19 protein-coding genes are annotated in these 26,580 nt (G+C 73.5%); 11 read left to right on the top strand and 8 right to left on the bottom strand.

What is annotated here, in order from left to right:
• Window positions 1–6: 6 nt before the first annotated feature.
• Complete coding sequence (locus tag E6R60_RS16805; RefSeq protein WP_136327381.1) at window positions 7–408, bottom strand: hypothetical protein; 402 nt, start codon at window positions 406–408, stop codon at window positions 7–9.
• Window positions 409–611: 203 nt separating this feature from the next.
• Here E6R60_RS16805 and E6R60_RS16800 point away from each other — a divergent pair, with 203 nt between their 5' ends.
• The 4 genes from E6R60_RS16800 to fxsA all read left to right on the top strand — a co-directional run bounded on the left by E6R60_RS16800 (window position 612) and on the right by fxsA (window position 4,705).
• Window positions 612–1,052 (top strand): Lrp/AsnC family transcriptional regulator, encoded by a 441-nt coding sequence (locus tag E6R60_RS16800; protein ID WP_136327380.1) that lies wholly within the window; start codon window positions 612–614, stop codon window positions 1,050–1,052.
• Between the two features lie 47 nt (window positions 1,053–1,099).
• A complete protein-coding gene (locus E6R60_RS16795; protein ID WP_136327379.1) occupies window positions 1,100–2,740 on the top strand; it encodes an amidohydrolase in 1,641 nt (546 codons plus the stop codon).
• 528 nt (window positions 2,741–3,268) lie between these two features.
• Complete coding sequence (locus E6R60_RS16790) at window positions 3,269–4,036, top strand: polyprenol monophosphomannose synthase (protein WP_136327378.1); 768 nt, start codon at window positions 3,269–3,271, stop codon at window positions 4,034–4,036.
• Between the two features lie 90 nt (window positions 4,037–4,126).
• Window positions 4,127–4,705: an FxsA family membrane protein gene (gene fxsA / locus E6R60_RS16785; protein WP_136327377.1), complete on the top strand. Its 579-nt coding sequence runs from the start codon at window positions 4,127–4,129 to the stop codon at window positions 4,703–4,705.
• Window positions 4,706–4,749: 44 nt separating this feature from the next.
• Here fxsA and E6R60_RS16780 read toward each other — a convergent pair whose 3' ends face one another.
• From E6R60_RS16780 to E6R60_RS16765, 4 genes are all read right to left on the bottom strand, one after another.
• Entirely contained in the window at window positions 4,750–5,124 is a 375-nt protein-coding gene (locus E6R60_RS16780) for an RNA polymerase-binding protein RbpA (RefSeq protein WP_014044757.1), read from the bottom strand.
• A gap of 274 nt (window positions 5,125–5,398) precedes the next feature.
• Window positions 5,399–6,772, bottom strand: coding sequence for an MFS transporter (locus E6R60_RS16775; protein WP_136327376.1), 1,374 nt, complete (start codon window positions 6,770–6,772; stop codon window positions 5,399–5,401).
• A gap of 44 nt (window positions 6,773–6,816) precedes the next feature.
• On the bottom strand, window positions 6,817–7,581 hold the full coding sequence (locus E6R60_RS16770) for a glycerophosphodiester phosphodiesterase (RefSeq protein ID WP_136327375.1): 765 nt from the start codon (window positions 7,579–7,581) through the stop codon (window positions 6,817–6,819).
• Window positions 7,578–8,240: a hypothetical protein gene (locus tag E6R60_RS16765; RefSeq protein ID WP_136327374.1), complete on the bottom strand. Its 663-nt coding sequence runs from the start codon at window positions 8,238–8,240 to the stop codon at window positions 7,578–7,580. The genes E6R60_RS16770 and E6R60_RS16765 overlap by 4 nt, the downstream gene beginning before the upstream one ends.
• Before the next feature lie 102 nt (window positions 8,241–8,342).
• Here E6R60_RS16765 and E6R60_RS16760 point away from each other — a divergent pair, with 102 nt between their 5' ends.
• Complete coding sequence (locus tag E6R60_RS16760) at window positions 8,343–9,842, top strand: PLP-dependent aminotransferase family protein (RefSeq protein ID WP_136327373.1); 1,500 nt, start codon at window positions 8,343–8,345, stop codon at window positions 9,840–9,842.
• Between the two features lie 182 nt (window positions 9,843–10,024).
• Here E6R60_RS16760 and E6R60_RS16755 read toward each other — a convergent pair whose 3' ends face one another.
• Window positions 10,025–11,617, bottom strand: coding sequence for a hypothetical protein (locus tag E6R60_RS16755; protein WP_136327372.1), 1,593 nt, complete (start codon window positions 11,615–11,617; stop codon window positions 10,025–10,027).
• A 38-nt stretch (window positions 11,618–11,655) separates the two neighbouring features.
• Complete coding sequence (locus E6R60_RS16750; protein ID WP_018103962.1) at window positions 11,656–11,850, bottom strand: hypothetical protein; 195 nt, start codon at window positions 11,848–11,850, stop codon at window positions 11,656–11,658.
• Between the two features lie 312 nt (window positions 11,851–12,162).
• Between E6R60_RS16750 and E6R60_RS16745 the strand changes: the two genes are divergently transcribed.
• From E6R60_RS16745 to E6R60_RS16720, 6 genes are all read left to right on the top strand, one after another.
• Window positions 12,163–12,555 carry an ankyrin repeat domain-containing protein gene (locus E6R60_RS16745; protein WP_136327371.1) on the top strand — a complete coding sequence of 131 codons (393 nt, stop codon included), beginning with the start codon at window positions 12,163–12,165 and terminating at the stop codon, window positions 12,553–12,555.
• A 417-nt stretch (window positions 12,556–12,972) separates the two neighbouring features.
• The gene (locus E6R60_RS16740; RefSeq protein WP_136327370.1) at window positions 12,973–14,394 is read left to right on the top strand and encodes a HEAT repeat domain-containing protein; all 1,422 of its coding nucleotides are present in this window, start codon (window positions 12,973–12,975) and stop codon (window positions 14,392–14,394) included.
• 143 nt (window positions 14,395–14,537) lie between these two features.
• Window positions 14,538–18,302, top strand: coding sequence for a hydantoinase B/oxoprolinase family protein (locus E6R60_RS16735; protein ID WP_136327369.1), 3,765 nt, complete (start codon window positions 14,538–14,540; stop codon window positions 18,300–18,302).
• Window positions 18,303–18,421: 119 nt separating this feature from the next.
• On the top strand, window positions 18,422–19,948 hold the full coding sequence (locus E6R60_RS16730) for a hypothetical protein (protein WP_136327368.1): 1,527 nt from the start codon (window positions 18,422–18,424) through the stop codon (window positions 19,946–19,948).
• Window positions 19,949–20,075: 127 nt separating this feature from the next.
• Window positions 20,076–21,014: a hypothetical protein gene (locus E6R60_RS16725; protein WP_136327367.1), complete on the top strand. Its 939-nt coding sequence runs from the start codon at window positions 20,076–20,078 to the stop codon at window positions 21,012–21,014.
• 78 nt (window positions 21,015–21,092) lie between these two features.
• Window positions 21,093–25,880 carry a hypothetical protein gene (locus E6R60_RS16720; RefSeq protein ID WP_136327366.1) on the top strand — a complete coding sequence of 1,596 codons (4,788 nt, stop codon included), beginning with the start codon at window positions 21,093–21,095 and terminating at the stop codon, window positions 25,878–25,880.
• Between the two features lie 20 nt (window positions 25,881–25,900).
• Here the strand turns inward: E6R60_RS16720 and E6R60_RS16715 are convergent, their stop codons facing one another.
• Window positions 25,901–26,296: a hypothetical protein gene (locus E6R60_RS16715; protein ID WP_136327545.1), complete on the bottom strand. Its 396-nt coding sequence runs from the start codon at window positions 26,294–26,296 to the stop codon at window positions 25,901–25,903.
• Window positions 26,297–26,580: the final 284 nt, after the last annotated feature.

Raw genomic sequence — 26,580 nt, 5'->3', positions numbered from 1 at the left:
TCGGTCTCAGGCCGCGTGGCGACGCAGCTGGTGCGGCACCCGCAGCGGTCGTGAGCCGGCGCCGCCGGCGTGCGAGAAGGGCTGCATCCGCCAGTCGAGTCCCTGAGGCAGCGTCAGCAGCAGGGCCGTCTCCTGCTCCTGGACATCGGCCGACTCGTCGGCGGGCCGGGCCTTCGACGCGGCGCGGCCGGTACCGGCGCACACCGTCAGGACGAACGGGTTCCACGGAGTGGGGCACAGCGCGTGCTCCGGCAGCACGTCCTCGTCCGCCAGGAGTGCGATGGGCTGCGAGCAGTCCGGGCAGACGACCCGGTACATCTCGAAGGTGTCGTACGCGTCGGGATCGGTGTCCTCGAAAGGATCAACGGGTTCCGGTTCGGTACGTCCGGTGAGCTTCAGGCTCTGCATGGGTAATTCCCCCCTCGGGTGGGCCGACAAGGCGCCGCGGCCTCGACCACAGCAAGCACTTCCCGTAGCGCATCCGCCGTAACCGCGAGCCGCCCGGCTACCGACGCGTAAACCTGTGGCATTCGTCACATGCCGCCCGTGGGCGGCCTTCACCGGCTCTCCACGGCTGTGCCTGGAGGGCCCGGGGCCATAGATTGATCCATATGGAGGAGCTGGACCGTCACATCGTGGAGTTGCTCGTCAAGGACGGGCGGATGAGCTACACCGACCTGGGCAAGGCCACCGGCCTGTCCACCTCGGCCGTTCATCAGCGCGTCCGCAGGCTCGAGCAGCGCGGGGTGATCCGGGGCTACGCCGCGGTCGTCGACCCCGAGGCCGTCGGCCTGCCCCTGACCGCGTTCATCTCGGTGAAGCCCTTCGATCCGAGCGCCCCGGACGACATCGCGGAGCGGCTCGCCGGCGTCCCGGAGCTGGAGGCCTGCCACAGCGTCGCCGGCGACGAGAACTACATCCTCAAGGTGAGGGTCGCGACCCCGCTGGAGCTGGAGCACCTGCTCACCCGGATCCGTTCGCTCGCCGGCGTCTCCACCCGCACCACCGTCGTCCTCTCCACTCCGTACGAGGCGCGCCCGCCGCAGATCTGAGGGGGCCGCGCACCGCGCCGGCCCCCGCAGGCGGGAGACTGGTCCCCATGACCGAGAGCACCGCCCCCCAGAGCGAACACCGCACCGTGCTGCTGCGCGGTGGAGACGTCCACAGCCCCGCCGACCCCTTCGCGACCGCCATGGTCGTCGAACGGGGCCATGTCGCCTGGGTGGGTTCCGAAGGGGCCGCCGACGCCTTCGCGAGCGGTGTCGACGAAGTGATCGACCTCGACGGCGCCCTGGTCACCCCCGCGTTCACCGACGCGCACGTCCACACCACGTCCACCGGTCTGGCCCTCACCGGCCTCGACGTCTCCGGTGCCCGCACCCTCGGCGAGGCCCTCGCTCTCGTACGGACGTACGTGGCGGCGCACCCCGCCGACCGGGTGGTCCTGGGACACGGCTGGGACGCCACGCGCTGGCCGGAGCAGCGTCCGCCCACACGCGCTGAGCTGGACGAGGCGGCGGGCGGGCGCCCGGTGTACCTGCCGCGGATCGACGTGCATTCGGCGGTCGTCACCACCGCGCTGCTCGACCTCGTCCCCCAGGTCACCTCGATGGCCGGCTACCGGCCCGACGCGCCGCTGACGGGCGCCGCCCACCACGCGGTGCGGGCGGCCGCCCACGGCGCCGTCTCGCCGCGGCAGCGCGCCGACGCCCAGAGGGCCGCACTGGCTCACGCGGCGTCCCTCGGGATCGGCACGGTCCACGAGTGCGGCGGCCCGGACATCTCCGACGAGGAGGACTTCACCTCGCTGCTGAAGCTGGCGGCCGGGGGAGCGGGGCCGCGGGTCTTCGGTTACTGGGCCGGACGGGTCGCCGACGAGAAGGACGCCCGGCGCGTCCGGGAGCTCGGCGCGGTGGGCGCGGCGGGCGACCTCTTCGTCGACGGGTCGCTCGGCTCGCACACCGCCTGCCTCCACGAGCCCTACGCCGACGCACCGGGTTCCGGCACCGCCCATCTGGACGTCGCGGAGATCGCCGCCCATGTCGCCGCCTGCACCGAGGCCGGTCTCCAGGCGGGCTTCCACGCCATCGGCGACGCGGCGCTGACCGCCGTCGTCGACGGCATCAGGGCGGCGGCCGAGAAGGTCGGCCTCGGCCGGGTGCGGGCCGCCAGGCACCGCGTCGAGCACGCGGAGATGCTCACGCCCGAGACCGTGGCCGCTTTCGCTGAGCTGGGCCTGACCGCCTCGGTCCAGCCCGCTTTCGACGCCGCCTGGGGCGGTGAGGAGGGCATGTACGCCCGCAGGCTGGGCGCCGGGCGGGCGAGGACCCTCAACCCGTACGCGGCCCTCCTGCGGGCCGGTGTGCCCCTCGCGTTCGGCTCGGACAGTCCGGTGACCCCGCTGGACCCGTGGGGGACGGTGCGGGCCGCGGCGTTCCACCGCACGCCCGAGCACCGGATCTCGGTGCGGGCCGCCTTCACCGCCCACACCCGGGGCGGCTGGCGGGCCGTCGGCCGCGACGACGCGGGCACGCTGGTGCCCGGCGCGCCGGCCGATTACGCGGTCTGGCGGACCGCCGAACTGGTGGTCCAGGCCCCGGACGACCGGGTGGCGCGCTGGTCGACGGATCCCAGGTCGGGAACGCCGGGACTGCCCGACCTCAGCCCCGGCGGCGAACTCCCGGTCTGCCTGCGCACGGTCGTCTTCGGACAAACGGTCTACGTGAGGCCGAACGAGTGACCTACGGTTGTTCCGCACCGCCGATCGGTGCCGCCCCCGTTCTGCCACGACCTGGGGATCTTCGGGACTGACCAGGCAAGTTCGGTAAACGACGCAGGTCAGGCAACTATTGACAGAGTGCGCCCACCGGCCGGTAGGTTCGGCCGAGTCCACCACAGGACGTCCGACCGGTTAAACCTCCATGCAGTCGTCGAACGCCGCTGGGTCATGGGGCTGGTGTGCCGCACGGGCGCACCACCCCTGACAGCCAGGTTCAGCGTCCGCGCCTCGGGGGCGAGGGAAGGTTTCAGCCGTGCGGAGGGTGTGACCCGGGTGGGGCCCGGACGTTCAGTAGACAACGGCTCTAGGTCGACCCGCAGCCAGCGGGCCCCAGGTCGGCCCGAAGGGCGCCGGGCCCCGACCCGCAGTTCTGTCCGTACTTCCGCGCTTCTGTCCGCCACCACCTCCGGCGCTGCCCGACCGGGTCGGTCTGCATGCGCGCCGCGCTCGATATGGTGTGCATCTGCGTACGGACTTAAGGGGCAGTAAGTGAACGACGGCGGTCAGAGGCGATACGGCCCGCTCGGCAGGGTTCTGGTGATCATTCCGACCTATGACGAGGCCGAGAACATCAAGCCGATCGTCAGCCGGGTGCGCGCCGCCGTGCCGGAGGCCGACATCCTGGTCGCCGACGACAACAGCCCGGACGGCACCGGCAAGCTCGCCGACGAACTGGCCGCGGCCGACGACCAGGTCCACGTGCTGCACCGCCGGGGCAAGGAAGGGCTCGGCGCGGCCTACCTCGCCGGCTTCCGCTGGGGCATGGACCACGACTACGGCGTCCTCGTCGAGATGGACGCCGACGGCTCCCACCAGCCCGAGGAACTGCCCCGCCTGCTGACCGCGCTCAAGGGTGCGGACCTGGTGCTCGGCTCCCGGTGGGTCCCGGGCGGCCGGGTGGTCAACTGGCCCAAGTCACGCGAGATGATCTCCCGCGGCGGCAGCACGTACTCCCGGCTGCTGCTCGGACTGCAGACGCGGGACGTCACGGGCGGCTACCGGGCGTTCCGCACCGAGACGCTTCAGGGCATCGGCCTGGACGAGGTCGCCTCGCAGGGATACTGCTTCCAGGTCGACCTGGCCCGCCGGGCCATCGAGGCGGGCTTCCACGTCGTCGAGGTCCCGATCACCTTCGTGGACCGGGAGATCGGTGACTCCAAGATGAGTCGCGACATCCTGGTCGAGGCGCTCTGGCGGGTGACCGCGTGGGGTGTCACCACACGGACGAACCGGGTGCTCGGCCGCCGGACCCCCTAGCGGGGCGGTCCCCGGACCCCTGACCCCGGAGCGGGGCGCTCTCCGGCGCCTCTTACCGCGTCCGCACGCCGGTCCAGGCACACTGGGAGCATGACGACCGGCACCCCGCCCCCGACCGCCCGCAAACGCTCGCGCGCCCGGACCTTCGTACCTCTCGCCTTCGCCGCCTGGGCGGTGCTGGAGATCTGGCTGCTCATCGTGGTGGCGGACGTGGCAGGCGGGTTCACCGTGCTGCTGCTCCTGGCCGCGGGGGTCGTCCTCGGGGCGGTGGTGATGAAGCGGGCCGGCCGCCGCGCCTTCCGCAACCTCACCGAGACGCTCCAGCAGATGCCGGGACAGCCGGGGGCCGGCGCCGGCGGCTCGTCGCCCGCCCCTTCGAGCACCCGGGGCAACGGCTTCCTGATGCTCGCCGGGCTCCTGATCATGATTCCGGGGATGATCTCGGACGTGGCCGGACTGCTGCTCCTGGCACCCCCGGTCCGGTCGGCGCTCAGCGGCTACGCGGAGCGCTCCCTGGACCGGCGCATGAGGGCGGCGGGCCCCGGCAGCCTCTCGGACGCCTTTCAGCAGGCGCGGATGCACCGACCGGACGGAAAGGTCGTCCAGGGTGAGGTGATCCGCGAGGAGCCCACCACCCCGGACGACCCCCGCCCGCCCCTGGCGCCTTAGCCCCGAACAGACCCGCGGCTCTGTCTCGATGCGGTGCTACGCGGTCAGGCAGACTTCCTGCTGTCCCGCGGATGCACGGCAATGTTCATGGCTCCGGAGCGCAGAACCGCCAGCCTCTCGGCCAGCACCTCCTCCAGCTCCTCGCGTGTGCGCCGCTCCATGAGCATGTCCCAGTGCGTACGCGCAGGCTTGCCCTTCTTCTCCTCGGGGCCATCCCCGTCCACCAGGAGTGCCGTGGCGCCACACGCCTTGCACTCCCACTCCGGCGGAATTTCCGCCTCTACCGAGAACGGCATCTCAAATCGATGGCCGTTCGGGCATGCGTACTCCACCGCCTGGCGCGGGGCCAGATCGATGCCGCGGTCCGTCTCGTAGCTGGTAACCACGAGTCGCGTGCCGCGGAGAGCTCGCTCACTCATGAATCGTGCCTCCCGGGCTTGTCGCCCACAGGACAAATGTCGCTGTCGTCGTCATCCGGTCAACGTCCGGTCGGCGGCAAAGATTCCCGTTGCCGGTCATGCGTCGCCCGTCGTGCCGCTGCTTTTTCAGGTTTGCGAGTGTTGAAGTACCCGCCAATGCCCGGTTTGTCACATCTGGCGGAAGGTGTCACCCAACGGTTTGGATGCTTCCACTCGCAGTAACGGTCCTCCGGGCAGGCCAAAGGCGTACACTACCGGCCTTTCACTTCAACGTCTAAATCCGTTCGGGAACGGGATTCCCGGCCGCCGCCACCGCCTGCCGTACCGGCACCCTCGCGAGCAGGACGGAACCGGCCACGAAGAAGATCACCAACGAGATGATCGCATCCCGATAACTGCCGGTCAGCTGGTACGCGAGCCCGAACACCAGGGGCCCCAGCCAGCTCAGTCCGCGGTCGCTCATCTCGTACGCGGAGAAGTACTCGGCCTCCTTGCCGCGCGGCACCAGGTGCGAGAAAAGGGAACGGGAGAGCGCCTGGCTGCCCCCGAGGACGAGGCCGATCGTCGCCGCCAGCGCGTAGAAGAAGACCGGTGAGCCGGCGGGCAGGAAGTAGCCGGCGACCAGGATCAGCGTCCAGACCACGAGCGACCCGAGGATCGTGCGCTTCGCGCCGTGGACCCGGGCTATGCGCCCCATCCCGAGCGCTCCCGCGACCGCCAGCACCTGGACCAGCAGCACGGCCGTGATCAGGGTCGTCTGGCTCAGGCCCAGTTCCTCGGAGCCGTACACCGACGCCTGGGAGATGACGGTCTGCACGCCGTCGTTGTAGACGAGGTACGCCAGCAGGAAGGAGAGGGTGAGCGGGTGGCGGCGCATGTCGCGCAGGGTCGCCGTCAGCTGCCGCCAGCCGGAGCCGACCGCTCCGTCGCCGGCCGCCTTCGGGTACCGGTCGCGCAACCGCCGCAGCGGTACGACGGTGAAGGCGCCCCACCAGAGCCCGGCCGTGGCGAGACAGACCCGCACCGCGTCCTGTTCGGACAGCCCGAAGGAGTCGTGGCCGGTGTACAGGATCAGATCGAGGACGAGGACCAGTGCCCCCGACGTGTAGCCGAAGGCCCAGCCCCGTGACGAGACCGCGTCGCGCTCTTCGGGCCCCGCGATCTGCGGCAGATAGGCGTTGTAGAGCACCATCGACACCGATATCGAGGCGTTCGCCACGATGAGCAGGAACGCGCCGAGGAGATAGCGGTGGCCGTCCAGGAAGAACATCGCGGCCGTCGCGGTCGCGCCCGTGTACGCGGCCGCGGCCAGGAGGGGCTTCTTGCGGCCCGTACGGTCTGCTGCCGCGCCCACGACCGGCATCAGGATCACCGCGACGACGATCGAGGCCGAGACCGCGTACGCGAACAGCGACCCGGCCCGCACCGGCAGGCCGAGCGGATGGACGTAGCCGTCGGCGTCGGCGGCGGCTTTGGCGACCGACGTCAGATACGGCCCGAGGAACACCGTGAGGACGCTCGTCGAGTAGACGGAGCAGGCGAAGTCGTAGAAGTACCAGCCGCGCTGCTCACGGCGCCGGTCGACGGCGCCGTCCGGCCCGGCCGTGCCGTCCGCCTGTCCGGCGGTGTCCGCGGTCTCGGCGCTCATCCGCACCCCTCGTCTCTCCCCGTGGAGACGTCACCGGGCCGGCGTCAGGCCCAGGCCCCCCGCTCGCTCAGCACCGTACGAAGCGTCTCGATGTGATCGGTCATGATGCCATCCACCCCGAGGTCCAGGAGCGCGGCCATCCGCTCCGGTTCGTTCACCGTCCAGACGTGCACCTGGAGTCCGCGTGCGTGCGCCTCCCGCACGAAGCGCCGGTCGACGACCCGGACACCGCCCTGGCTCTCCGGGACCTGCGCGCACACCGCGCCGGCGCGCAGCGCCGCCGGGATCCCGTACGAACGCAGCCGCAGCCCCAGGACACCGCGGACGCCGTAGGAGGTCGCGAGCCGGGGGCCCGCCATCCGGTGCGCCCGGGCCACCCGCGCCTCGGAGAACGAGCCGACGCACACCCGGTCCCAGGACTCCGTGCGGCGGATCAGCTCCACGAGCGGCGCGAGGGCGGGCGCGGCCTTGATGTCCACGTTCCACCGGGCTTCGGGAAACGCCTCCAGCAGCTCCTCGAAGAGCGGCAGCGGCTCGCGTCCGGCCACCCGGGCCCGCCGTATCTCGCTCCACGGCAGCTCGGCTATCCGGCCCCGGGCGTCCGTGACCCGGTCCAGGGTGGCGTCGTGGAAGGCGACGAGCCGGCCGTCCGCCGAGGCGTGCACATCGGTCTCGAAGTACCGGTACCCGGCGTCGGCGGCACGCCGGAAAGCGGCGGCGGTGTTCTCGATCCCGTCCGCCGCCCCGCCCCGGTGGGCGAACGCGAGAGGGGCCGGGTGGTCCAGATAGGGGTGGCGTACGGAAGTCACTGCGGCAGTATGGCCTGCCCGGACGCGCGGGCGGCCGGCGTGGGGCCGCCGCTGTCCGTGACCGCGAAGAAGCGCAGGAAGAACTGGGCGAGCGGCCCGATCGCCAGGGCGTACAGGACCGTGCCCACGCCGAGGGAGCCGCCGAGCAGGAATCCGGTGACCACGACCGCGACCTCGATCGCCGTGCGGACGAGCCGGAGAGACCGGCCGGTCCTCCGGTGCAGCCCGGTCATCAGCCCATCCCGCGGACCCGGGCCGAACCGGGCGGCGATGTAGAGCCCCGTCGCCACGCCGTTGAGGACGATCCCCGCCACCATCGTGCCGGCCTGCGCGGTCGGACCGTGGACCTCCGGGACGAGGGCGAGCGTGCCGTCCATCGCCAGACCGACGACGAAGACGTTCGAGACGGTGCCCAGACCGGGCCGCTGCCGCAGCGGTATCCAGAGCAGCAGCACGATCGCGCCGATGATGATCGAGACGACGCCGATGCTGATCCCGGTGCGCTCGGCCAGGCCCTGGTGCAGCACGCCCCAGGGCTCCAGGCCCAGTCCGGCGACGACCAGCAGGGCCGAACTCGCCCCGTACAGGGCCAGGCCCGCGTAGAGCTGGATCAGCCGGCGGGGGAGGTGAGCCCCGCGTGCCGCGGCGGTGATGGACAAGGCGTGCCCCCTGGTGTGGTGATCGTGGACTGCTGCGTGTCACTCTGTGGCAGGGGATTGGCTGCCAACTATGGCCAATCCGAGGAAGGTGGACTGATTCTCATGGCGCAGTGGACTTCGGCCGTCGGTGCTGCACAACTCGCCCGGCAGCTCCACGCCCAGCAGCCCCGGCCCGCGGGCCCCGGCAGCCGCAGGCCTCCCGCCTACCGTGCGCTCGCCGACGGCATCCGGCTGCTCGTCCTCGAAGGCCGCGTTCCGGTCGCCGCGCGGCTGCCCGCGGAGCGTGAGCTGGCCCTGGCCCTCTCCGTCAGCCGCACCACGGTCGCCGCGGCCTACGAGGCGCTGCGGGCCGAGGGCTTCCTGGAGTCCCGGCGCGGGGCCGGCAGCTGGACGGCCGTCCCCGCGGGCAACCCGCTGCCCGCCCGCGGGCTGGAACCGCTGCCGCCCGAGGCCCTCGGCTCGATGATCGACCTGGGCTGCGCCTCACTGCCCGCTCCGGAACCATGGCTGACCCGGGCCGTCCAGGGCGCCCTGGAGGAGCTGGCCCCGTACGCCCACACCCACGGCGATTACCCGGCCGGCCTCCCCGCGCTGCGGCAGATGATCGCCGACCGCTACACCGCGAGGGGCATCCCGACGATGCCCGAACAGATCATGGTGACCACCGGGGCGATGGGTGCGATCGACGCGATCTGCCACCTCTTCGCGGGCCGCGGCGAACGGATCGCCGTGGAGTCCCCGAGCTACGCCAACATCCTCCAGCTGATGCGGGAGGCGGGCGCCCGCCTGGTGCCGGTGGCCATGGAGGAGGGGCTCGGCGGCTGGGACATGAACCGCTGGCGCCAGGTGCTGAGGGACGCGGCGCCCCGGCTCGCGTACGTCGTCGCGGACTTCCACAACCCGACCGGCGCGCTCGCCGACGAGGACCGCCGCCGGGCGCTGGTGGACGCCGCGCGTTCGGCCGGCACGGTCCTGGTGGTCGACGAGACGATGAACGAGCTGTATCTGGACGACGATGTGCGGATGCCGCGCCGGGTCTGCGCCTTCGATCCGGCGGGCAGCACCGTGCTCACCGTCGGCTCGGCCAGCAAGGCCTTCTGGGCCGGCATGCGCATCGGCTGGGTCCGTGCCTCACCGGACGTGATCCGCAGCCTGGTGGCCGCCCGCGCCTATGCCGACATGGGCACCCCGGTCCTCGAACAGCTGGCCGTGAACTGGCTCATGCGCACCGGCGGCTGGGAGCAGGCGGTGCAGATCCGCCGGGAGCAGGCGCGGGACAACCGGGACGCGCTCGTCGCGGCCGTGCGCCGGGAGCTGCCGGACTGGGAGTTCGCCGTGCCGCGCGGCGGGCTGACCCTCTGGGTGCGCACCGGCGGCCTCTCCGGATCGCGGCTCGCGGTGGCGGGGGAGCGGGTCGGGGTGCGGGTGCCGTCCGGACCCCGCTTCGGGGTCGACGGGGCCTTCGAGGGATACGTGCGCCTGCCGTTCACGGTCGGCGGGCCGGTCGCGGACGAGGCGGCCCAGCGGCTCGCGGCCGCCGCCCGGCTGGTCGGTTCGGGAGCGGGCGCGGGCGCCGAGACCCCCCGTACGTTCGTGGCCTGAGCGCCCACGGCTCTTGAAGATTCGTGGCCTGAGCGCCACGGCACTTGAAGCGGGGGAGAGCGCCCACGCCGGACGGCGGGGGCGGCGGCGCCCGCGCACAGGACGAGGGGCCCGCGGATCCATCGGTCCGCGGGCCCCTCGTCATGCCCGGAATGCCCGGACCGGTCCCGTCCTTGCCCGGATCAGTCGCTGAGAGCCAGACCCTCCACGGACACGGAAGCGTTCACCGAGTCCGCCATCACGGGATCGGGCACGCTCGCCTCGACCGCCGTGCGCCGCTCGGGGAGCAGGTCGAGCACCGCCTGGCGCTCTGCCTCGCTCGTGGCGTCGTCGTACGGGTCGGGGGTGGCGGGCACCTGGAGGCGCAGCACCTCGCCCGTGCCGAGCCGGGCGTAGCCGCGGCCGGGCGGGACGTCCGGGGGCGGGGTGGTGTGCGGCCCGGCACCGAGAACGGACTCGATCTGGGCCGGTGAGCACCGGCCGAGCACGACCCGGGCCCTGGTGTGGGACCGGACGGTGTCACTCACGCCGTCCAGGCTGTCGACCTGCTCGGTCATCACCACGGTGACGCCTGCCGCCCTGCCGTGGCGCAACGGCACCTGGAGCAGGTCCTGCGGGCCGGGCCCGCTGTCCGCGCCGGCGAGGTGGCCGAGTGCGCTCGGCCGGTCCAGCAGGATCCAGAGGGGGCGCTGCGTGTCCTCGGGAGGCGCCTCGCCGGCCTGCCGCGCCCGGTTGGTCTCGATCAGCCGCCGCTCCGTCTCGTCGGCCGCCCATTCCAGGGTGGACAGCGCCCCGGCCAGTCCGCATTCCACGGCCAGGACGCCTTCGCGGCCGGTGAAGCACGTGTACTCGCCGGTGCCGCTGCCTTCGATGATCAGGATGTCGCCCTGCTGGAGTGCCTGGAGGGCGATGGAGCGCAGGAGTGTGGTGGTGCCGCTGCCGGGCTGGCCGACGATCAGCAGATGCGGTTCGGTGGAGCGCGCGCCGGTGCGCCACACGACGCCGGGCGCGTCCCTGGTCCCGTCGCCGTCGTTCACCGGCACCGTGCGCTGCACGGCGTCGTCGTCGGTGAACCCGAGGACGGTCTCCCCGGGGGCGGTGACGAAGCGCTGTGCGGTGAGAGTGGTGGGCAGGGCGTCGAGCACGTTCATGAGGAGCTGGTTGCCCTCCTCGTCCCAGCTGAAGAGGTACTCCCGGCCGCGGCCGGACTTGGTGTGGAGCAGCTGTTCGATGCGGGCGCGGGAAGCGGCCTCGCTGTCGGTGAAGTAGGCGGGGTACGTCACACGGAGGCTGCTGACGCGTCCGTCACCGTCGAACTCGTACGCGCTGAAGACCTTGTCCCAGTCGCCGCCGTGGGTGAACAGCGGACTGGGGTCGTCGGCCGTCGAGAAGTACGGCACGAGCGCCTCGTACAACGCTTTCAGGCGGCCGGCCTCCGCCTCGTCGGGGCCGCTTTTGACGGGGGCGCGTTCCCGGCCCTTCCATGCGGCTGCGCCCATCACCGTGACGAGGGCCAGCAGCGGCCCGTACGGGATGAGCGCGACCACGAGGACGCAGGCCGCGACGAGGAACAGCGTGGGACCACGCCGGTCCTTGGGTGTCGCGGCCCACTTCTGCCGTCCTGCACCGGCCAGCAGCCGCAGACCACGAGTGATCATGATCAGCGGATGGAGCACGTCGGTGGCGCTGTCGGCGGCCGTGCGCGCGATCTCGCGACTGCGAGTGATCGAAGCGCTGCCGCTGCTCAGAATGCGGGGGAGTGGTCGCCGGGCCACGTCTGTCTCCTGAAGGGGGTGGGAGCGGGGGCGGAGGGTCAGAACTTGATCCCGCCCAGGAGGCCGGCGAGGCTCGCCCCGCCCGCGGTGATGCTCGGTGCGATGGCGGTGCCGGCCAGGTAGAAGCCGAACAGGGCGGTGACGAGGGCGTGCGACGCCTTGAGGCCGTCCTTCCTGAAGAACAGGAAGACGATGATGCCGAGGATGACGACGCCTGACATGGAAAGGATCATGAGTGGTTCTCCTGGTTGGGGGGACAGTCACCATGAGTCCTTCCAAGCTCACCGGAAGTATCCATAGGATAAAAGCTGCAATTGGGTGAAAAGTCCGATTGTTCACTGAACTGGCTCACGTACGGGAGCCGCCGGGAGGGCTCCCCCGGTGCGGACCTCTCGTTCTCGTCACTCCATGTGATCCTTTGCGATGGGTGGGCGGGGGTGTGTGCGCGGCCGGGCAGTACCCTGGCGAATCACTCGTACGGCCCACCCGGCGTGCCGCCCGGCAGGCCGGAACCCCCGCGTACGGTCAAGGAAGGCGGTCCCCCGATGAGTGAAACCCCCGATCCCGAGGTGGTCGAGCTGGCGACCAAGGTCTTCGGCCTGGCACGTCAGGGCGACGCCGACGCCCTGGCGGCCTACGTCGACGCCGGCGTCCCGGTGAACCTCACCAACGACCGGGGGGACTCGCTGCTGATGCTCGCGGCGTACCACGGGCACGCCCCCGCGGTCATCGCCCTCGCGGGGCGTGGCGCCGACCCGGACCGTGCCAACGACCGGGGGCAGACACCGCTCGCCGGAGCCGTCTTCAAGGGCGAGGAAGCGGTGATCAAGGCCCTGCTCGACGCGGGGGCCGATCCGGCGGCCGGAACACCCTCCGCGCTGGACACGGCGCGCATGTTCGGCAAGGCCGACCTGCTGGAACTCTTCGGCGCCCGCTGAGGGGGCTTCGCCGTAAATGTGGTCGCGGTGGCGAAATGGCTGGGTCATCATGACGTCGCGGGCCCGGTTCGGGCCACCGACGAGAGGCAGAGGAAGATGGTCTACACCAGGCAGAAGACGGCAGTCGGCCGATCATGTTGCTGCGCGGCCTAGTGCCCCTCCCGACAGGCTTCGCCCCGTCGCGCCGCCCAGCACGCGCGCTCGCCGCGTCGGCCGAAAGCCCCGGTAGCTCCTCCTCCCCAGCCCTGCGGGCATGGGAGGGGACCCTGTCGAGGCGTTCCGGCCGCGTCGAGATCGCCGCCCCCGGACGACGCTCCTCATGAGGCGAACATTGCCGGTCACGGCACTGGTTCCCGGTCCGGCACGTGGAACTGCACAGTCCCGGTTGCGTCGACAGCTTGATGTGAGGCTTTTCCCATGTTTGATCCGTTCATAGCGCCGAGCGGCACCCTGCTCGGCCTGCTGCAGAGGGGCCGCGGCGACGGCACGCTCCACGCACTCGCCGCACCACGCCCCGAGGCCCTGGCGGCTCTCAACCACTGCGTCCTGAGCGACCCGCGTCACGACTGGCAGGTCGAGAACCGCTCCCTCTACTACGCACGCCTGTACCTCGACCTCGACGGCGGGATCGAGGAGATCGAACGGCACCTGTACGACGCCGACGACCACCTCGACACGGACGACTCACGGACCGGCCTCGCCCTGGCGGTCCTCGGTCACCTCGCCTCGTACGGCCGCGACGACGCCCTGGCCCTGCTACGGCGCTACGCCGCGACCGGCTCCAACTGGGCCTGGGCCCTGGACGAGCTGGCGCTGCGCGACGACGACGCCGGGCTCCGCTCCCTCGCCCTGCCCGTGCTCGCCCGGTTCCCCGACGACGCCGAGGGCCGCGCCGAGCTCGCCGCCACCGTGCGTGACGCCTACGAGCCCCGCCCCTGGCGGCTCTGGGCCGACGATCCGCGCCCCTCGGTCGGCGCCCGGGTCAGAGCCGCCTCCGAACAGGGCTCGTTCGACCGCTGGCAGCGGCAGATGCGGCCCGGCGGTCCGCGCCCCGGCTGGAGCGTCCGTGCCGTCTTCGACTGGGCCCAGGAAGGGCTCGACCGGGGCAGCGTCCTGCACGTGCCGGCCGCCCGCTGCCTCTCCGCCGTGGCGGGGGCCGAGGACCGGTCGATGATCGTCGAGGCAGCCCGCAGCGGTCCGGAAGGCGCCCGCTGCGCCGCGCTGCACTACCTCGCCGCCGAGGTCCGCGACCCGGCCGTGCTCGACCTCATCGAGGCCGCGGCGGCCGACGCCTCCCACACCGTCGCCGAAGCGGCCGTCGCCGCCTTCGAGCGGATGTGCGGCGAGGCCGCGGTGGAACGGGCGCGCCGCTGGGCCCGCCGGCCCGACGCGCTCGGCGAGTCCGCGGCCGGCGTACTGGCCGGCCGGGGCGGGGCACAGGACGCCCCCCTGGTCCTCGGCGCCCTGCGCGACGCCGTACGCGGCGAGGGGCCGGACGCCCCCCGCCTGTGGGCCCTGGTCGACGGGGCCGGCCGGCTCGGCATCGCCTGCGCCGCGCCCGTACTGCGGCACGTCTACCGGGAGACCTCCTCCTCCCACCTGCGGGGAAGGGCCGCCCGCGCCCTCGCCGCCACCGACCCCTCCTTCGCCACCGGCTTCGCCGTCGAATGCCTGTGGGACTGCGAGGAGACGACCCGGGAGGTCGCCGCACGCCACGCGGAGACCGGCGACATCAGGGTGGCGGAACGGCTGCGCCGGCTGGCCGCCGATCCGGCCGAGGAGGCCGAGGTCCAGTCCGCCGTACGCAGCAGGATCGGACCGGACGCACCGGCGGTCTGACGGGACCGGACACCCCGCCGCGCGACGACCGCGCAGCCGGGGACCGCAGGAGGGCAGCGCGTCGGGGGCGCGCCGCGCCCGTACCCGCCCCGTCTCCCCGCGTGGTGCGCCCCTCTCGAAGGGCCGCGCGCCACTATGGAGGGATGACCGGACGCTGGGAGTTCTGGATCGACCGAGGCGGCACGTTCACCGACGTGGTGGGCCGGGACCCGGCGGGCCGGCTGGTCACCCGCAAGCTCCTCTCCCACGACCCGGACCGCTACCGGGACGCCGCCGTGGCCGGCATCCGGCTGCTGCTCGGGCTCGCCCCCGGCGAACCGGTCCCCGCCGACCGCGTCGCCGCCGTGAAGATGGGCACCACCGTCGCCACCAACGCCCTGCTGGAACGGCGCGGCGAACCCACCGTCCTCGTCATCACCGAGGGCTTCCGGGACGCCCTGCGCATCGCGTACCAGAACAGGCCCCGGATCTTCGACCGCCGCGTCCTGCTCCCCGAGGCCGTGTACGAGCGGGTGATCGAGGTCCCCGAGCGGGTCGACGCCGGCGGGCGGACCGTCAGGCCCCTGGACCGGGCCGCGGTGGCGGAGCGGCTGCGTGCCGCACGCCGCGACGGGCTGAGCAGCGCGGCCGTCGTCCTCATGCACGGCTACCTCCACCCGGACCACGAGAAGGCGGTCGCCGACGAGGCGCGGGCGGCGGGGTTCACCCAGGTCAGCTGTTCCCACGAGGTCAGCCCGCTGATCAAGCTCGTGCCACGCGGCGACACCACCGTCGTCGACGCCTACCTCTCGCCGATCCTGCGCCGGTACGTGGACACGATCGCCGCCGAACTCGACGGCATCCGGCTGATGTTCATGCAGTCCAACGGCGGCCTGCGCGAGGCCGCCCGATTCCGGGGCAAGGACGCGGTGCTCTCAGGACCCGCCGGCGGAGTCGTCGGCATGGCCCGCACCTCCGCGCGCGCCGGCTACGACCGGGTCGTCGGCTTCGACATGGGCGGCACCTCCACCGATGTCTCGCACTACGCGGGCGAGTTCGAACGCGAACTCGGCACCGAGGTGGCCGGCGTGCGGATGCGCGCACCCATGATGAACATCCACACCGTCGCGGCCGGCGGCGGTTCGGTGCTCCACTTCGACGGCAACCGCTTCCGGGTGGGCCCCGACTCGGCCGGCGCGGTGCCCGGGCCGGCCTGCTACCGCAGGGGCGGGCCGCTGACCGTCACCGACGCCCAGGTGATGCTCGGCCGCATCCAGCCGGCCCACTTCCCCGCCGTCTTCGGGCCGGACGGCGATCTGCCCCTCGACGCGGACATCGTGCGCGAGCGCTTCGAGGCGCTGGCCGACGAGGTCGCCCGGACCACCGGAACCCGTCGGACCGCCGCCGGGACCGCCGCGGGCTTCCTGGAGATCGCCGTGCTCAGCATGGCGAACGCGGTCAAGCGCATCTCCGTCCAGCGTGGGCACGACATCACCCGGTACGCCCTCACGGGCTTCGGCGGAGCGGGCGGCCAGCATGTCTGCGCCGTCGCCGACGCCCTCAATATCGACACGGTCCTCGTACCGCCGCTGGCCGGTGTCCTGTCCGCCTACGGCATCGGGCTCGCCGACGCGACCGCCATGCGCGAGCAGTCCGTCGAGGCGCCGCTCGACGACTCAGCCCGGGCCCGCCTGGACGAGGTGTGCGACGCGCTGACCGCCCGTACCCGGGCCGAACTGCGCGCCGACGGCGTCCCGGACCGGGCCATCGGCACCCGGACCCGCGTGCTCCTGCGGTACGAGGGCACCGACGCGAGCCTCTCCACCGGCCTGGACACCGTGGCCGCCATGACCGAGGCGTTCACGGGCGAACACCGCGCGCGCTACGGCTTCACGATGGACCGGCCGCTCGTGGTCGAGGCGGTCTCCGTGGAGGCGACCGGCAGGGCGGAGGAGCACGACGCGCCGCGACCGTCCGGTCCGGGCCGGGAGGGAGCCACCCAGTCGGGACCGTCGGAGCCGGGGCCCGGCGAGGACTCGGGGCCGCCACCCCCGGGGCCGGGCGAGGACTCGGCGCCGCCACCGCCCGGGTCGGGGCAGGGCGGGGCGGTGGCGCCGCGGCCTCACGCCACGGCGCGGATGTTCGCCGGGGACCGCTGGCAGGAAGCCGCCCTCCACCGCAGAGCCGATCTGCGGCCCACGGACACCGTGACCGGTCCCGCCGTCATCGCCGAGCCGGACGCGACCACCGTCGTCGACCCGGGATGGCAGGCCCTCGTCGGGGACACCGGCCATCTCGTCCTGACCCGCGCCCGCCCGCGGCCCGGCAGACAGGCGGTCGGCACCCGCGTCGACCCGGTCATGCTGGAGATCTTCAACAACCTCTTCATGTCCATCGCCGAACAGATGGGCGTGCGCCTGCGGAACACCGCCCGTTCCGTCAACATCAAGGAGCGGCTGGACTTCTCCTGCGCCCTCTTCGACGCGGACGGCAACCTGATCGCCAACGCACCGCACATCCCGGTGCACCTCGGCTCCATGGGGGAGTCCATCAAGGAAGTGCTGCGGCGCAACGGAGCCACGATGCGGCCCGGCGACGTGTACGCCATCAACGATCCGTACCACGGGGGTACGCACCTGCCCGACGTGACCGTCGTGACACCGGTGTTCGACGAGACGGACGAGGCCCACGTGTTGCGGTTCCTGGTGGCATCCCGGGGCCACCACGCCGAGATCGGCGGCATCACGCCCGGTTCGATGCCGGCCTTCAGCCGCACCGTCGACGAGGAGGGGGTGCTCTTCGACAACTGGCTCCTGGTGCGGGACGGCGCCTTCCGTGAGACCGCGACCCGCGAACTGCTGGGCGGCGCCGCGTACCCCTCCCGCGACCCCGACACCAACCTCGCCGACCTGCGCGCCCAGATCGCCGCCAACGAGAAGGGCATCGCCGAACTGCGCCGCATGGTCGCTCAGTTCGGCCCCGACGTGGTGGCCGCCTACATGGGGCACGTGCAGGACAACGCCGAGGAGTCCGTACGCCGCATCATCGCGGGGCTCCACGACGGCCACTGCCGGTACGAGACCGACAACGGCGCCGTGATCGAGGTGACGCTGACCGTGGACCGGGACGCGCGCAGCGCGCTCGTCGACTTCACCGGCACCTCGCCGCAGCAGCCGGGCAACTTCAACGCGCCCCGGTCGGTGGTCATGGCCGCCGTGCTGTACGTGTTCCGCACCCTGGTGGCCGCCGACATCCCCCTCAACAGCGGGTGCCTCACCCCGCTGGAGATCAGGATTCCGGAGGGATCGATGCTGGCGCCCGCCCACCCCGCGGCCACGGTCGCCGGCAACGTGGAGACCTCGCAGGCGGTCACGGGAGCGCTGTACGCCGCCCTGGGCGTCCAGGCCGAGGGCTCGGGCACCATGAACAACCTCACCTTCGGCAACGAACGGGTGCAGTACTACGAGACCGTGGCGAGCGGCTCGGGCGCGGGGGAGGACTTCGACGGCACCGACGCCGTGCAGACCCACATGACCAACTCGCGGCTCACCGATCCCGAGATCCTCGAGTGGCGCTACCCGGTGCTGCTGGAGAGCTTCCGGGTGCGCGAGGGGAGCGGGGGGCCGGGCCGCCGACGCGGCGGATGCGGAGTGGAACGCCGGATCCGCTTCCTGGAGCCCGTCACGGTGGCCCTGCTCACCGGGCACCGCCGTGTTCCTCCGTACGGCATGGCGGGCGGCGGCCCGGGCGCTCTGGGCAGCCAGCACATCGAACGCGCCGACGGGGGCCGCACCCCGCTGAAGGGCTGCGACACCGCCGAGCTGGAGGCCGGGGACGTCCTGGTCGTCCGGACCCCGGGAGGCGGGGGGTACGGGCCACCGGACAGCACGGGCCACCGGGAGGGCGAAGGCCGGGGCGGCGGGGCGTGACGGATGCCGGCGGGGGGGGGCCGTCGGGCCGGCCCGCACGGGCGTGACCGACTCCGGGGCAAGCGGCCGCTTCTGCGCCGTTTCGACCGTTGTCAGTCCGAGGACCTAATCTGTGCAGCGTGACTTCGCCTGCCTACACGGAAAACGCTGCGCCCCAGCTCAGCGCGGGGCCGCGGCCCGCACCGGGCCCGGCCGCCGACGAGGGGCTCTCGCGGCGGCTGCGGGCGCTCGCCTGCACGGCGCCGCTGCACGACCTCGACGTGCGCAAGGCGAACCTCGCGGGTGAGTACAGCGTGTACTCGATGGCCGAGGTCGCCCTCGCGGCGATCGACCACGTCACCCTCAACATGGACTTCGACACCGGGGCCGACCACGACCAGATAGTGGCCAGACTGCTCCCGCGCGTCGCCGCGCAGGCCCCGCGCCGCCCCGTGGCCGAGCACGAACGGGTCGCCCGCTGGGTGCTGGAGAACCTGATCAACGTCGGCAGCGTGGACCGCGGCTTCCGGGCGGTCTACGGCACCTTCGGACCGGACGGCGTCTACGTCCGCCGGGACTACGACTTCAAGCTGATCGAGGAGGTCCCGGGATACGGCGGCACCGTCTACCTGCGGGCCACCGACGAAGCGGTCAACGTCCTGGTCGGCGCGCTCGACACGGACGTCACCAGCGCCCAGATCGCCGCCGAGGTGAAACTGGAGGTCCTGATCAGCCGGGGCCGCCTCGCCGACGCCCAGCTCGCCGCGGAGCAGGCCCGCTACCGGACCGTGCAGTACGCGGAAACGCTCCGCAAGACGCTCGACGCCACCCGGCGCAACGTCCGCGCGGTCGACTGGCTCAACGCCGTGCCCGACATGATCGCCGAGGCCCTCGACCACGTCGCCGACCGCTACCGCCACGAGAACGCGATCCTCACCAACATCCGCAAGGCCAGGGACGAGGCCGAGGAGCCCGAGCACAAGAGGCGCGCCGCCGAGCTCGTCGACATCGTCAAGGACTGCATCCGCCGCCACACCCAGCTCCAGTCCCGCCTGCTGGAGGCGGGACCGCTGTTCCGCGCCGAGCAGGACCGCCAGGCCTTCGCGGCGCCCGCCGCCCGCACGGGACTCGACCTGTACGGACAGCTCCTGGCCCCCGTGCTGCCTCTCCCCGTCGAGCAGGGCATCCGGGCCACGGACGCGTTCTTCGCCCACGGCACAGGACTGCGCACCCCCACGGCGGTCCGGGTCGGCGACCTGGTCGACATGCTGCTCACCCCGCCGCTCGAACGGGAACACCTCGGCGCCGAGATGCCCGAGCCGGATCTCATCGCCACCCCGGACGACAGCCGGTTCAGCGAGGAGCAGCTCGCGTCCGCCATGGAGCTGCTCGACCTGGAGCACGACGCGCCGCGCCGCCTCTCCGGACTCCTGGCCGACGCCCGGCGGCGCGACGCGGACCTGCCCTATCTGGTCGCCCTGCTCGCCGTGCACGCCGCCAGCCCTCCGGTCGGCACCGCCTACCGGCAGGGGGAGCGCCGCCTGCTGTTCTCCGTGGACGACGGCACCCCGCTCGACGACCCCGAGTTCGGGGGCGCCGACCTGATCGTGGGCACGGCCCTGCTGGACGCCGTCGGCATGGCGGCGGACCGTGCGGAGGCGACATGACGACGCCGTCCCCGCACCCGTCGGCCGTTTCCGTGCGAGCCGCCGGCGCCGCCCGGTGCGGTTCGACCCCGCGCGCCCGGACCGGGCGCCCCGTACCGAAGACCTTCCGCAACGAGGAGCGACCGTCGTGAGCGACCACCGCGCAGAGCACGCCGACGCGTGGAGCGACCCGGCCGAGCCCCAGGCCGACCGGGCGGCGCCGGCGTATCCGGCCGAGCGGCCCGCGGCGCCCGCTGCCTCCGCCGCCGTCACCCCGGCCGACGCGGCGGACGCCTCCCGGCTCGTCGCCTTCGGGCTCCAGCCCAAGCTGCTGCCCGCCCGCGACGCCGAGTACGCCGAACTGCTCCGCCGCTACCGGGAGGATCCGGCCTTCGCCCGGCTCGCCGACGCCGTGGCCACCGGCCTCGGCCTCGTCGTCCTGGAGGTGTCCACCCGGGCGGGGATGGCCGTCACGGCGGGCGAGGACTCGGTTTTCGCCGTGCGCATGGGCGACTACGCCCGGCGGGCCTCCCCGGACTCCGCCGACCGCTTCCTGCACGGCCTCGCCCACCTCGCCGTCGCCGCGATGGCCTTCCCGCGCCCCGAGGACCTCGCCGACGACGCGTACATCGGCCGCATCACGGTCAACGGTGTCGACGCCTTCGTACGCCAGGCTTGCCACCGCCTGGAGGAACGCGCGGAGGAACAGGGAGACAACACCGACCCGGCCAGCGAGGCCCCCGGCCTGGAGGCGGGCTGGCGGATCTACTCCCGGCGCAGCGCCACCGGAGCGACGAAGGACGCCCGGCGGCTGGCCGGATCCACCACCGGCATCGTCGGCAAGGCCGTGGCCTTCCTCACCGAATCCGGCTTCCTCCAACGCACCGGCGACGACGCCGGAGGCGCCTTCCGCACCACCGCCCGCTACCAGCTCCAGGTCCGCGACATGGCGGGAAGCGCCGCCCTGGCCGAGCTCCTGGAGCTCGGCGTGGTGCCGGTCAGCGACGGTTCGGCCACCCTGCTGCCGCCACCCGACCCCGACGGCCTGGAGCTGGCGGCCGGCGCCGGCCTGCCGTTCCACAGCTGACCCGCCCCCATCACCGGGGCCGCCCGCCCCACCGACGTCTCCCCCCCCCCGCTGCCTGAACGACGAGAGTCCGCCGCCATGTACGAGCTGTCCCGGGTCCGCCTCTACTCCATCGGGCCTGCCGGCGCGCGCTACGCCGACACCGTGCTCGACCTGCGCGGCGTCGGCGAGCCCGTGCCCCACCCCGCGCCCGCGCAGGCGGAGTTCTTCGAGGACGAGCCGGTCGGACCGCCGCGCAGGCCCGCGCCCGCCGGAGTGCTCTTCCTGGAGAACGGCGGCGGCAAGTCCGTCCTGCTCAAGCTGATCTTCTCGGTGATGCTGCCCGGTCACCGCAACACCCTGGGCGGCGCCAGCTCCGGCGTGCTGCGCAAGTTCCTGCTCGCGGAGGACTGCGGACACGTCGCGCTGGAGTGGCAGCACACACTGACCGGCGCATGCGTGGTCGTCGGCAAGGTCAGCGAATGGCGCGGACGCCAGGTGTCCAACGACCCGCGGAAGTTCGCCGAGGCCTGGTACTCCTTCCGCCCCGGCCCCGGGCTCAGCCTCGACTCGCTGCCCGTCGCCGAGGCCACCTCCGTCGGCCGTACCACCGAAGGCGTCTCCGGCGCCCGCGGCAGGCGCCGCACCATGAAGGGCTTCCGTGACGCGCTCACCGAGGCGGGCAAGTTCTACCAGCACCTCGACGTGCACTGGGAAGAGATCCACGACCGCTGGAACGAGCACCTCGGCGAGCTCGGCCTGGACCCCGAACTCTTCCGCTACCAGCGCGAGATGAACGCCGACGAGGGCGAAGCGGCCGGACTCTTCGCGGTCAAGAAGGACTCCGACTTCACCGACCTGCTGCTGCGCGCCGTCACCGACACCCGCGACACCGACGGACTCGCCGACCTCGTCAGCGGCTTCGGCAACAAGCTGGGCCGCCGCGCCGAGCTCACCGCCGAGCGCGACTTCACCGCGGGCTCGGTCGACCTGCTCGGCCGCATCGTGGAAGCCGCCGAAGTCCGCGCCAGGACCCGGGACATCCACGCCGGCGCCGAACGCCGCACCCGCACCCTGGCCCGCAGGCTCTCCGCCCGCGCCGGCGTGGAGCGCGGCCGGACCGGGGAGCTCGCCCAGCAGGTCACCGGCGCCGCCCACGCGGTCACCGCAGCCGAGGAGGCCCGAGGCCGCAGCGCCCTCATCGCCGCCGAACTCGCCTACCGGCACGCCTCGCTGGCCCTGGCCGCGGCCGAGAAGAGCGCGGCGGCGCAGCGCCGGGAACTGGGCGACGCCCGCACCCTGCACGCCGCCTGGCAGGCCGCCGAGGCCGTGCTCCGCCACCGCGCCGCCGCGGACCGTTCCGCCCGTGTCGCCGTCGCCATCCGCGAGGCCGAGCGCGACGCCGCACCGGCCCTGGCGGCCCGCGCCACCGCCGCGGCCGATCTCGTACGGGCCCTGCACACCGCCGCCGAAGCGGGCGAGAACCTGGCCAACGAGGAGGAAGAGCGCTCCGACGCGCTCCAGAGCGCGGGCGAGGCCGCCCACCGGGACGCCACCACCGCCGCCACCGAGGCCCAACGCGCCCGCAGCGAGGCCGGCCATCTGCGCCAGCGCCTCGCCGAGGTGGAGCAGGAGACCGCCGAAGCGGTCCGCGCGGGCTGGCTCGACGACACCGCACCCCACGCGGACCCCGCCCGCGCCGCGCTCGCCGCGAACGATGCCGAGCAGACCGCCGTGGCCGCCTGGGACGCCGCCCGCGAGGCCGCGGGGGCCGCGTCGGACCGGTCCAGGCAGGCCGCCGCCGCCGAGAGCCGGGCCGAACTCGCCGCCGCGCGGGCCGCCGACGGCGCTCGCGCGGCCGAGCAGGCCTACGAGGCCGAGCTCAGGGCCGCCGAGTCCATCGCCGCCGACCACCGCCTCGCCGACCTCCTGGGCCTGCCCACCACCGGCGGCGTCCCCCGGCCGCGCCAGGGCGCTCAGGACGGAGCGGAGGACGAGCGGCACGGCGAGGCCCGGGAGGGTTCCGGCGCCGAGTCCGGGCCGGCCGGCCACGGAGCTCGGACCGCCGCGTTGCCCGGGTCCGCCGAACAGCCCCTCACCGCAGACGAGTTCGACCGGAACGCGGACGAGCTGCGGGAGCTCCTCGACCAGGGCGTGGCCGCGGCCGAGCGTCGTCTCTTCGAGCTGCGCACCGCGGCCGCGGACGACTCGCGCATCCTGGGCGCGCTCGGCGACGGCGGACTGCTGCCGCCGGGGCCCGATGTGCTCGCCACCGTCGAATACCTCGGCGAGCACGGCATCCCCGCGCTGCCCGGCTGGCGCTACCTCGCCCAGGCCGTCGACCCCGCCGACCACGCGGCCGTGCTCGCCGCCCGCCCCGAACTCGTCGACGGCGTCGTCATCACCGATCCGGACGCGCACGCCCGAGCCCGTGAGGTCCTCGGCGCCGCCGCCCTGCTGCCGCGCTCCGCCGTCGCCGTGGGCACCGCCGCCGCGCTGCTCGCCCCCGTCCCCGACCACGTAGCCGGATCCGCCGCGAGCACCGCCGGGGTCTTCCTCGTCCCGCCGAACCCGGCGATGCACGACGAGCACGCCGCGGACGAGGAACGGCAGGCGCTCAGGAGCCGGACCGCGGCCCGCGACGAGGACATCCGCACCCTGGCAGCCCGCCTCGCGGCGGACCGCTCGCTCGCCGCCCGGATCGGCTCCTGGCGTGCGGACTGCCCGCCCGGCAGGCTCACCGAACTCGCGGAAGCCGCCCGCACGGCCCGCACGGCCGCCGAGACGGCCGAGGCCGCTCTCGCCGAGGCCCGCACCGCCCGGGCCGAGGCCGACGAGGCGGCGGCGGACACCGCGCGCGTCCGCGACGAACGCCAGGAGGCAGCCCAGCGCGCCCGCCGCGCCGCCGACGCGCTCGCCGGACTCGCCTTCCGGCTCCGCGAAAGGGCGGGCTGGCAGGCGAAGCTGCGCGAACTGGTCGACGAGGCGGCCGAGTCCGAAGCCCGTGCCACCGTCTGTCTGGAACGGGCCCGGGCAGCCGACGAGGACCGCAGGGCCGCCCAGCGCGCGGCCGACGACGCCCGCCGCACCGCACGCGCCCTGCGCGCCGAGCGTGCCGAGATCGCCGGCGCCCCCGAACACCTCCCCGAGCCCGGGCCGGACGCCCAGCGGCACACCCTGCCCGCCCTGCGCGAGGCGTACCGGGCGGCCTCCCAGCTGTACGAGAAGGTCGGCGTCGGCGCCGACCTGCGCGCCGAACAGGCCCGCGCCGAAAGCGACGAGAGCGCCGCGCTGGCCGAGCTCGACCGGCTCACCAACAAGGTCCGCACCCGGGCCGCCCAGCTCCTGGAAGGCACGGACGGCGCCGACGGCCCCTCCCGGCAGGCCGCCGCCGCCCGCGCCGAATCACTCGTCCAGCTCCTGGAGACGCGCGCCTCGGCCGCCAGCGAGCAGCTCGGCCGCCTGCGCGGCGAGGCCGAGCGGCTCGCCCCCGCCCACGGCGAGAGCCTGCACACCGAACTCCCGGACGACCAGGTCCCCGCCGACGCCGAACAGGCCCAGGCGCTCCTGCGCACCGCGACGGCCGAACTCGCCGCCGCGACCGCGGCCCTGGACACCGCCCGCGCCGCCCACGCCGAGCTGCTCCACGCCCACCGCACCGCCGAGGACTCGGCAGGCGGCTTCGACGAGACCGCGGCCCTGCTGCGCGACCTCCTGCGCGACCACGGCGCCGAGGACGACGCCGAGACCCCCGAGCCGTACCCCGGCAGCCTGGAGGAGGCCCGGCAGTCCGCGGCCGAGGCCCGCCGTTCCCTGCGCGGCTGCACCACCGACCTGTCCACCGCGGAAGCGGCCGTACGGGAGGCGAGCGACGTACTCGTCCGGCACGCCAACTCCACCCGCTACGAACAGGTCCGCACCCCGGCCCGCCAGCAGATCCGCGAACTCCCGGCCGCCGCGCTCCCCGAGCACGCGCAGAAGTGGGCGACGGCGTTCGCACCCCGGCTGCGGGTCCTCACCGACGAACTGGCCCAGCTGGAACGCAACCGCGACTCCATCGTCGACCGGCTGCGCGGCCTGGTGGACTCCGCGCTCACCACCCTCCGCTCCGCCCAGCGGCTCTCCCGGCTCCCCGAGGGCCTGGGGGAGTGGTCCGGCCAGGAGTTCCTGCGGATCCGCTTCGAGGAGCCCGACCAGGCCACCCTCACCGAACGCCTCGGCGAGGTCATCGACGAGGCCACCAAGGCGGCCCTGAAGAAGAACTCCGACCTGCGGCGCGACGGGATGTCCCTGCTGCTGCGCGGTGTGCAGGCGGCGCTGGAGCCCCGTGGCATCGCCGTCGAGATCCTCAAGCCCGACGCGGTGCTGCGCGCCGAGCGGGTGCCGGTCGGGCAGATGGGCGACGTCTTCTCCGGCGGTCAGCTGCTCACCGCCGCCATCGCCCTCTACTGCACGATGGCCGCCCTGCGGAGCAATGACCGCGGCCGGGACCGGCACCAGCACCGCCACGCGGGGACGCTGTTCCTCGACAACCCCATCGGCCGCGCCAACGCCACGTATCTGCTGGAACTCCAGCGCGCGGTCGCGGACGCGCTGGGCGTTCAGCTGCTGTACACCACGGGACTCTTCGACACGACGGCGCTGGCCGAATTCCCGCTGGTGATCAGGTTGCGCAACGACGCCGACCTCAGGGCCGGGCTGAAGTACATCAGCGTCGAGGAGCACCTGCGCCCCGGACTGCCGAAGCAGGACCCGGGCAGCGAGACGGTGCACGGAGAGATCACGGCCACCCGGATGTTCAAGCGGTCCGCACCGGTGCCGGACGTACCGGCGGCCCGGACCGAGGACGCGCACCGCCGGACGGCGGAGCCCGGCACAGCCCCGTAGCGGAGCGGGCGAGGCACGGGTCAGGCGCGGGAGAGGCGGCGGCGGCCCGCGTCCCGGCGTATCCGTGCGCCGTCCCGCTCGGCAGCCCGCGCCGCCCGTCGCGCCATACGCCGCTCGCGGCGCAGCCGCCGGGCCGAACTGCTGGGCACCGACACCACGCCGTTGCGCTGGTTCCACACCTGCCGGGTGACCCACACGTCCAGCACCGACCACGTCGCGATCACCGTGCTGCCCACACTGCTGAGCATCGTCGGGAAGGCCAGCCAGGAACCCGTCACCTCGGTCAGGAAGGCGACCATCGCCTGGATGAGGGTCAACGACGTGATGAGTACGGCCCGCACCGCTGCTCTGCGCACCGGATCCGGCATCCGCCGGCGGGTGGCGGGCTCCTCGACCCAGAGCGGCTGCGGCGGCATCCGGGGCCCGTCCCGCGTGGTCGGAGCCGCGGTGCGCGCCTCCTCAGCCGTCCGGGCCCGCGGCACCTCCACCGCCGAGTGACGCTCCTGCGTGTCCAACGACTCTCAACTCCCCACCGCTGTCCGACTTCAGGGTTGCTGCCCCGCATGCACCCTTTCTACGCGGACGGACCGTGCCGTCCCGCCCCAGTGCACTCCTGAGGCTCTCCTGCCCCCGTACAGACAGACGAACGCCGGACGGTGAAGATTCCTTTGCCGTTCCCTCGTCCGGCACGGAACGAAGA

Origin of the sequence: Streptomyces sp. A0642, assembly GCF_004795105.1 — a bacterium.
Taxonomy (GTDB): Bacteria; Actinomycetota; Actinomycetes; order Streptomycetales; family Streptomycetaceae; genus Streptomyces.
Note: the sequence above shows the minus strand (reverse complement) of the source record. Positions and strands in the feature narration are given on the sequence as shown.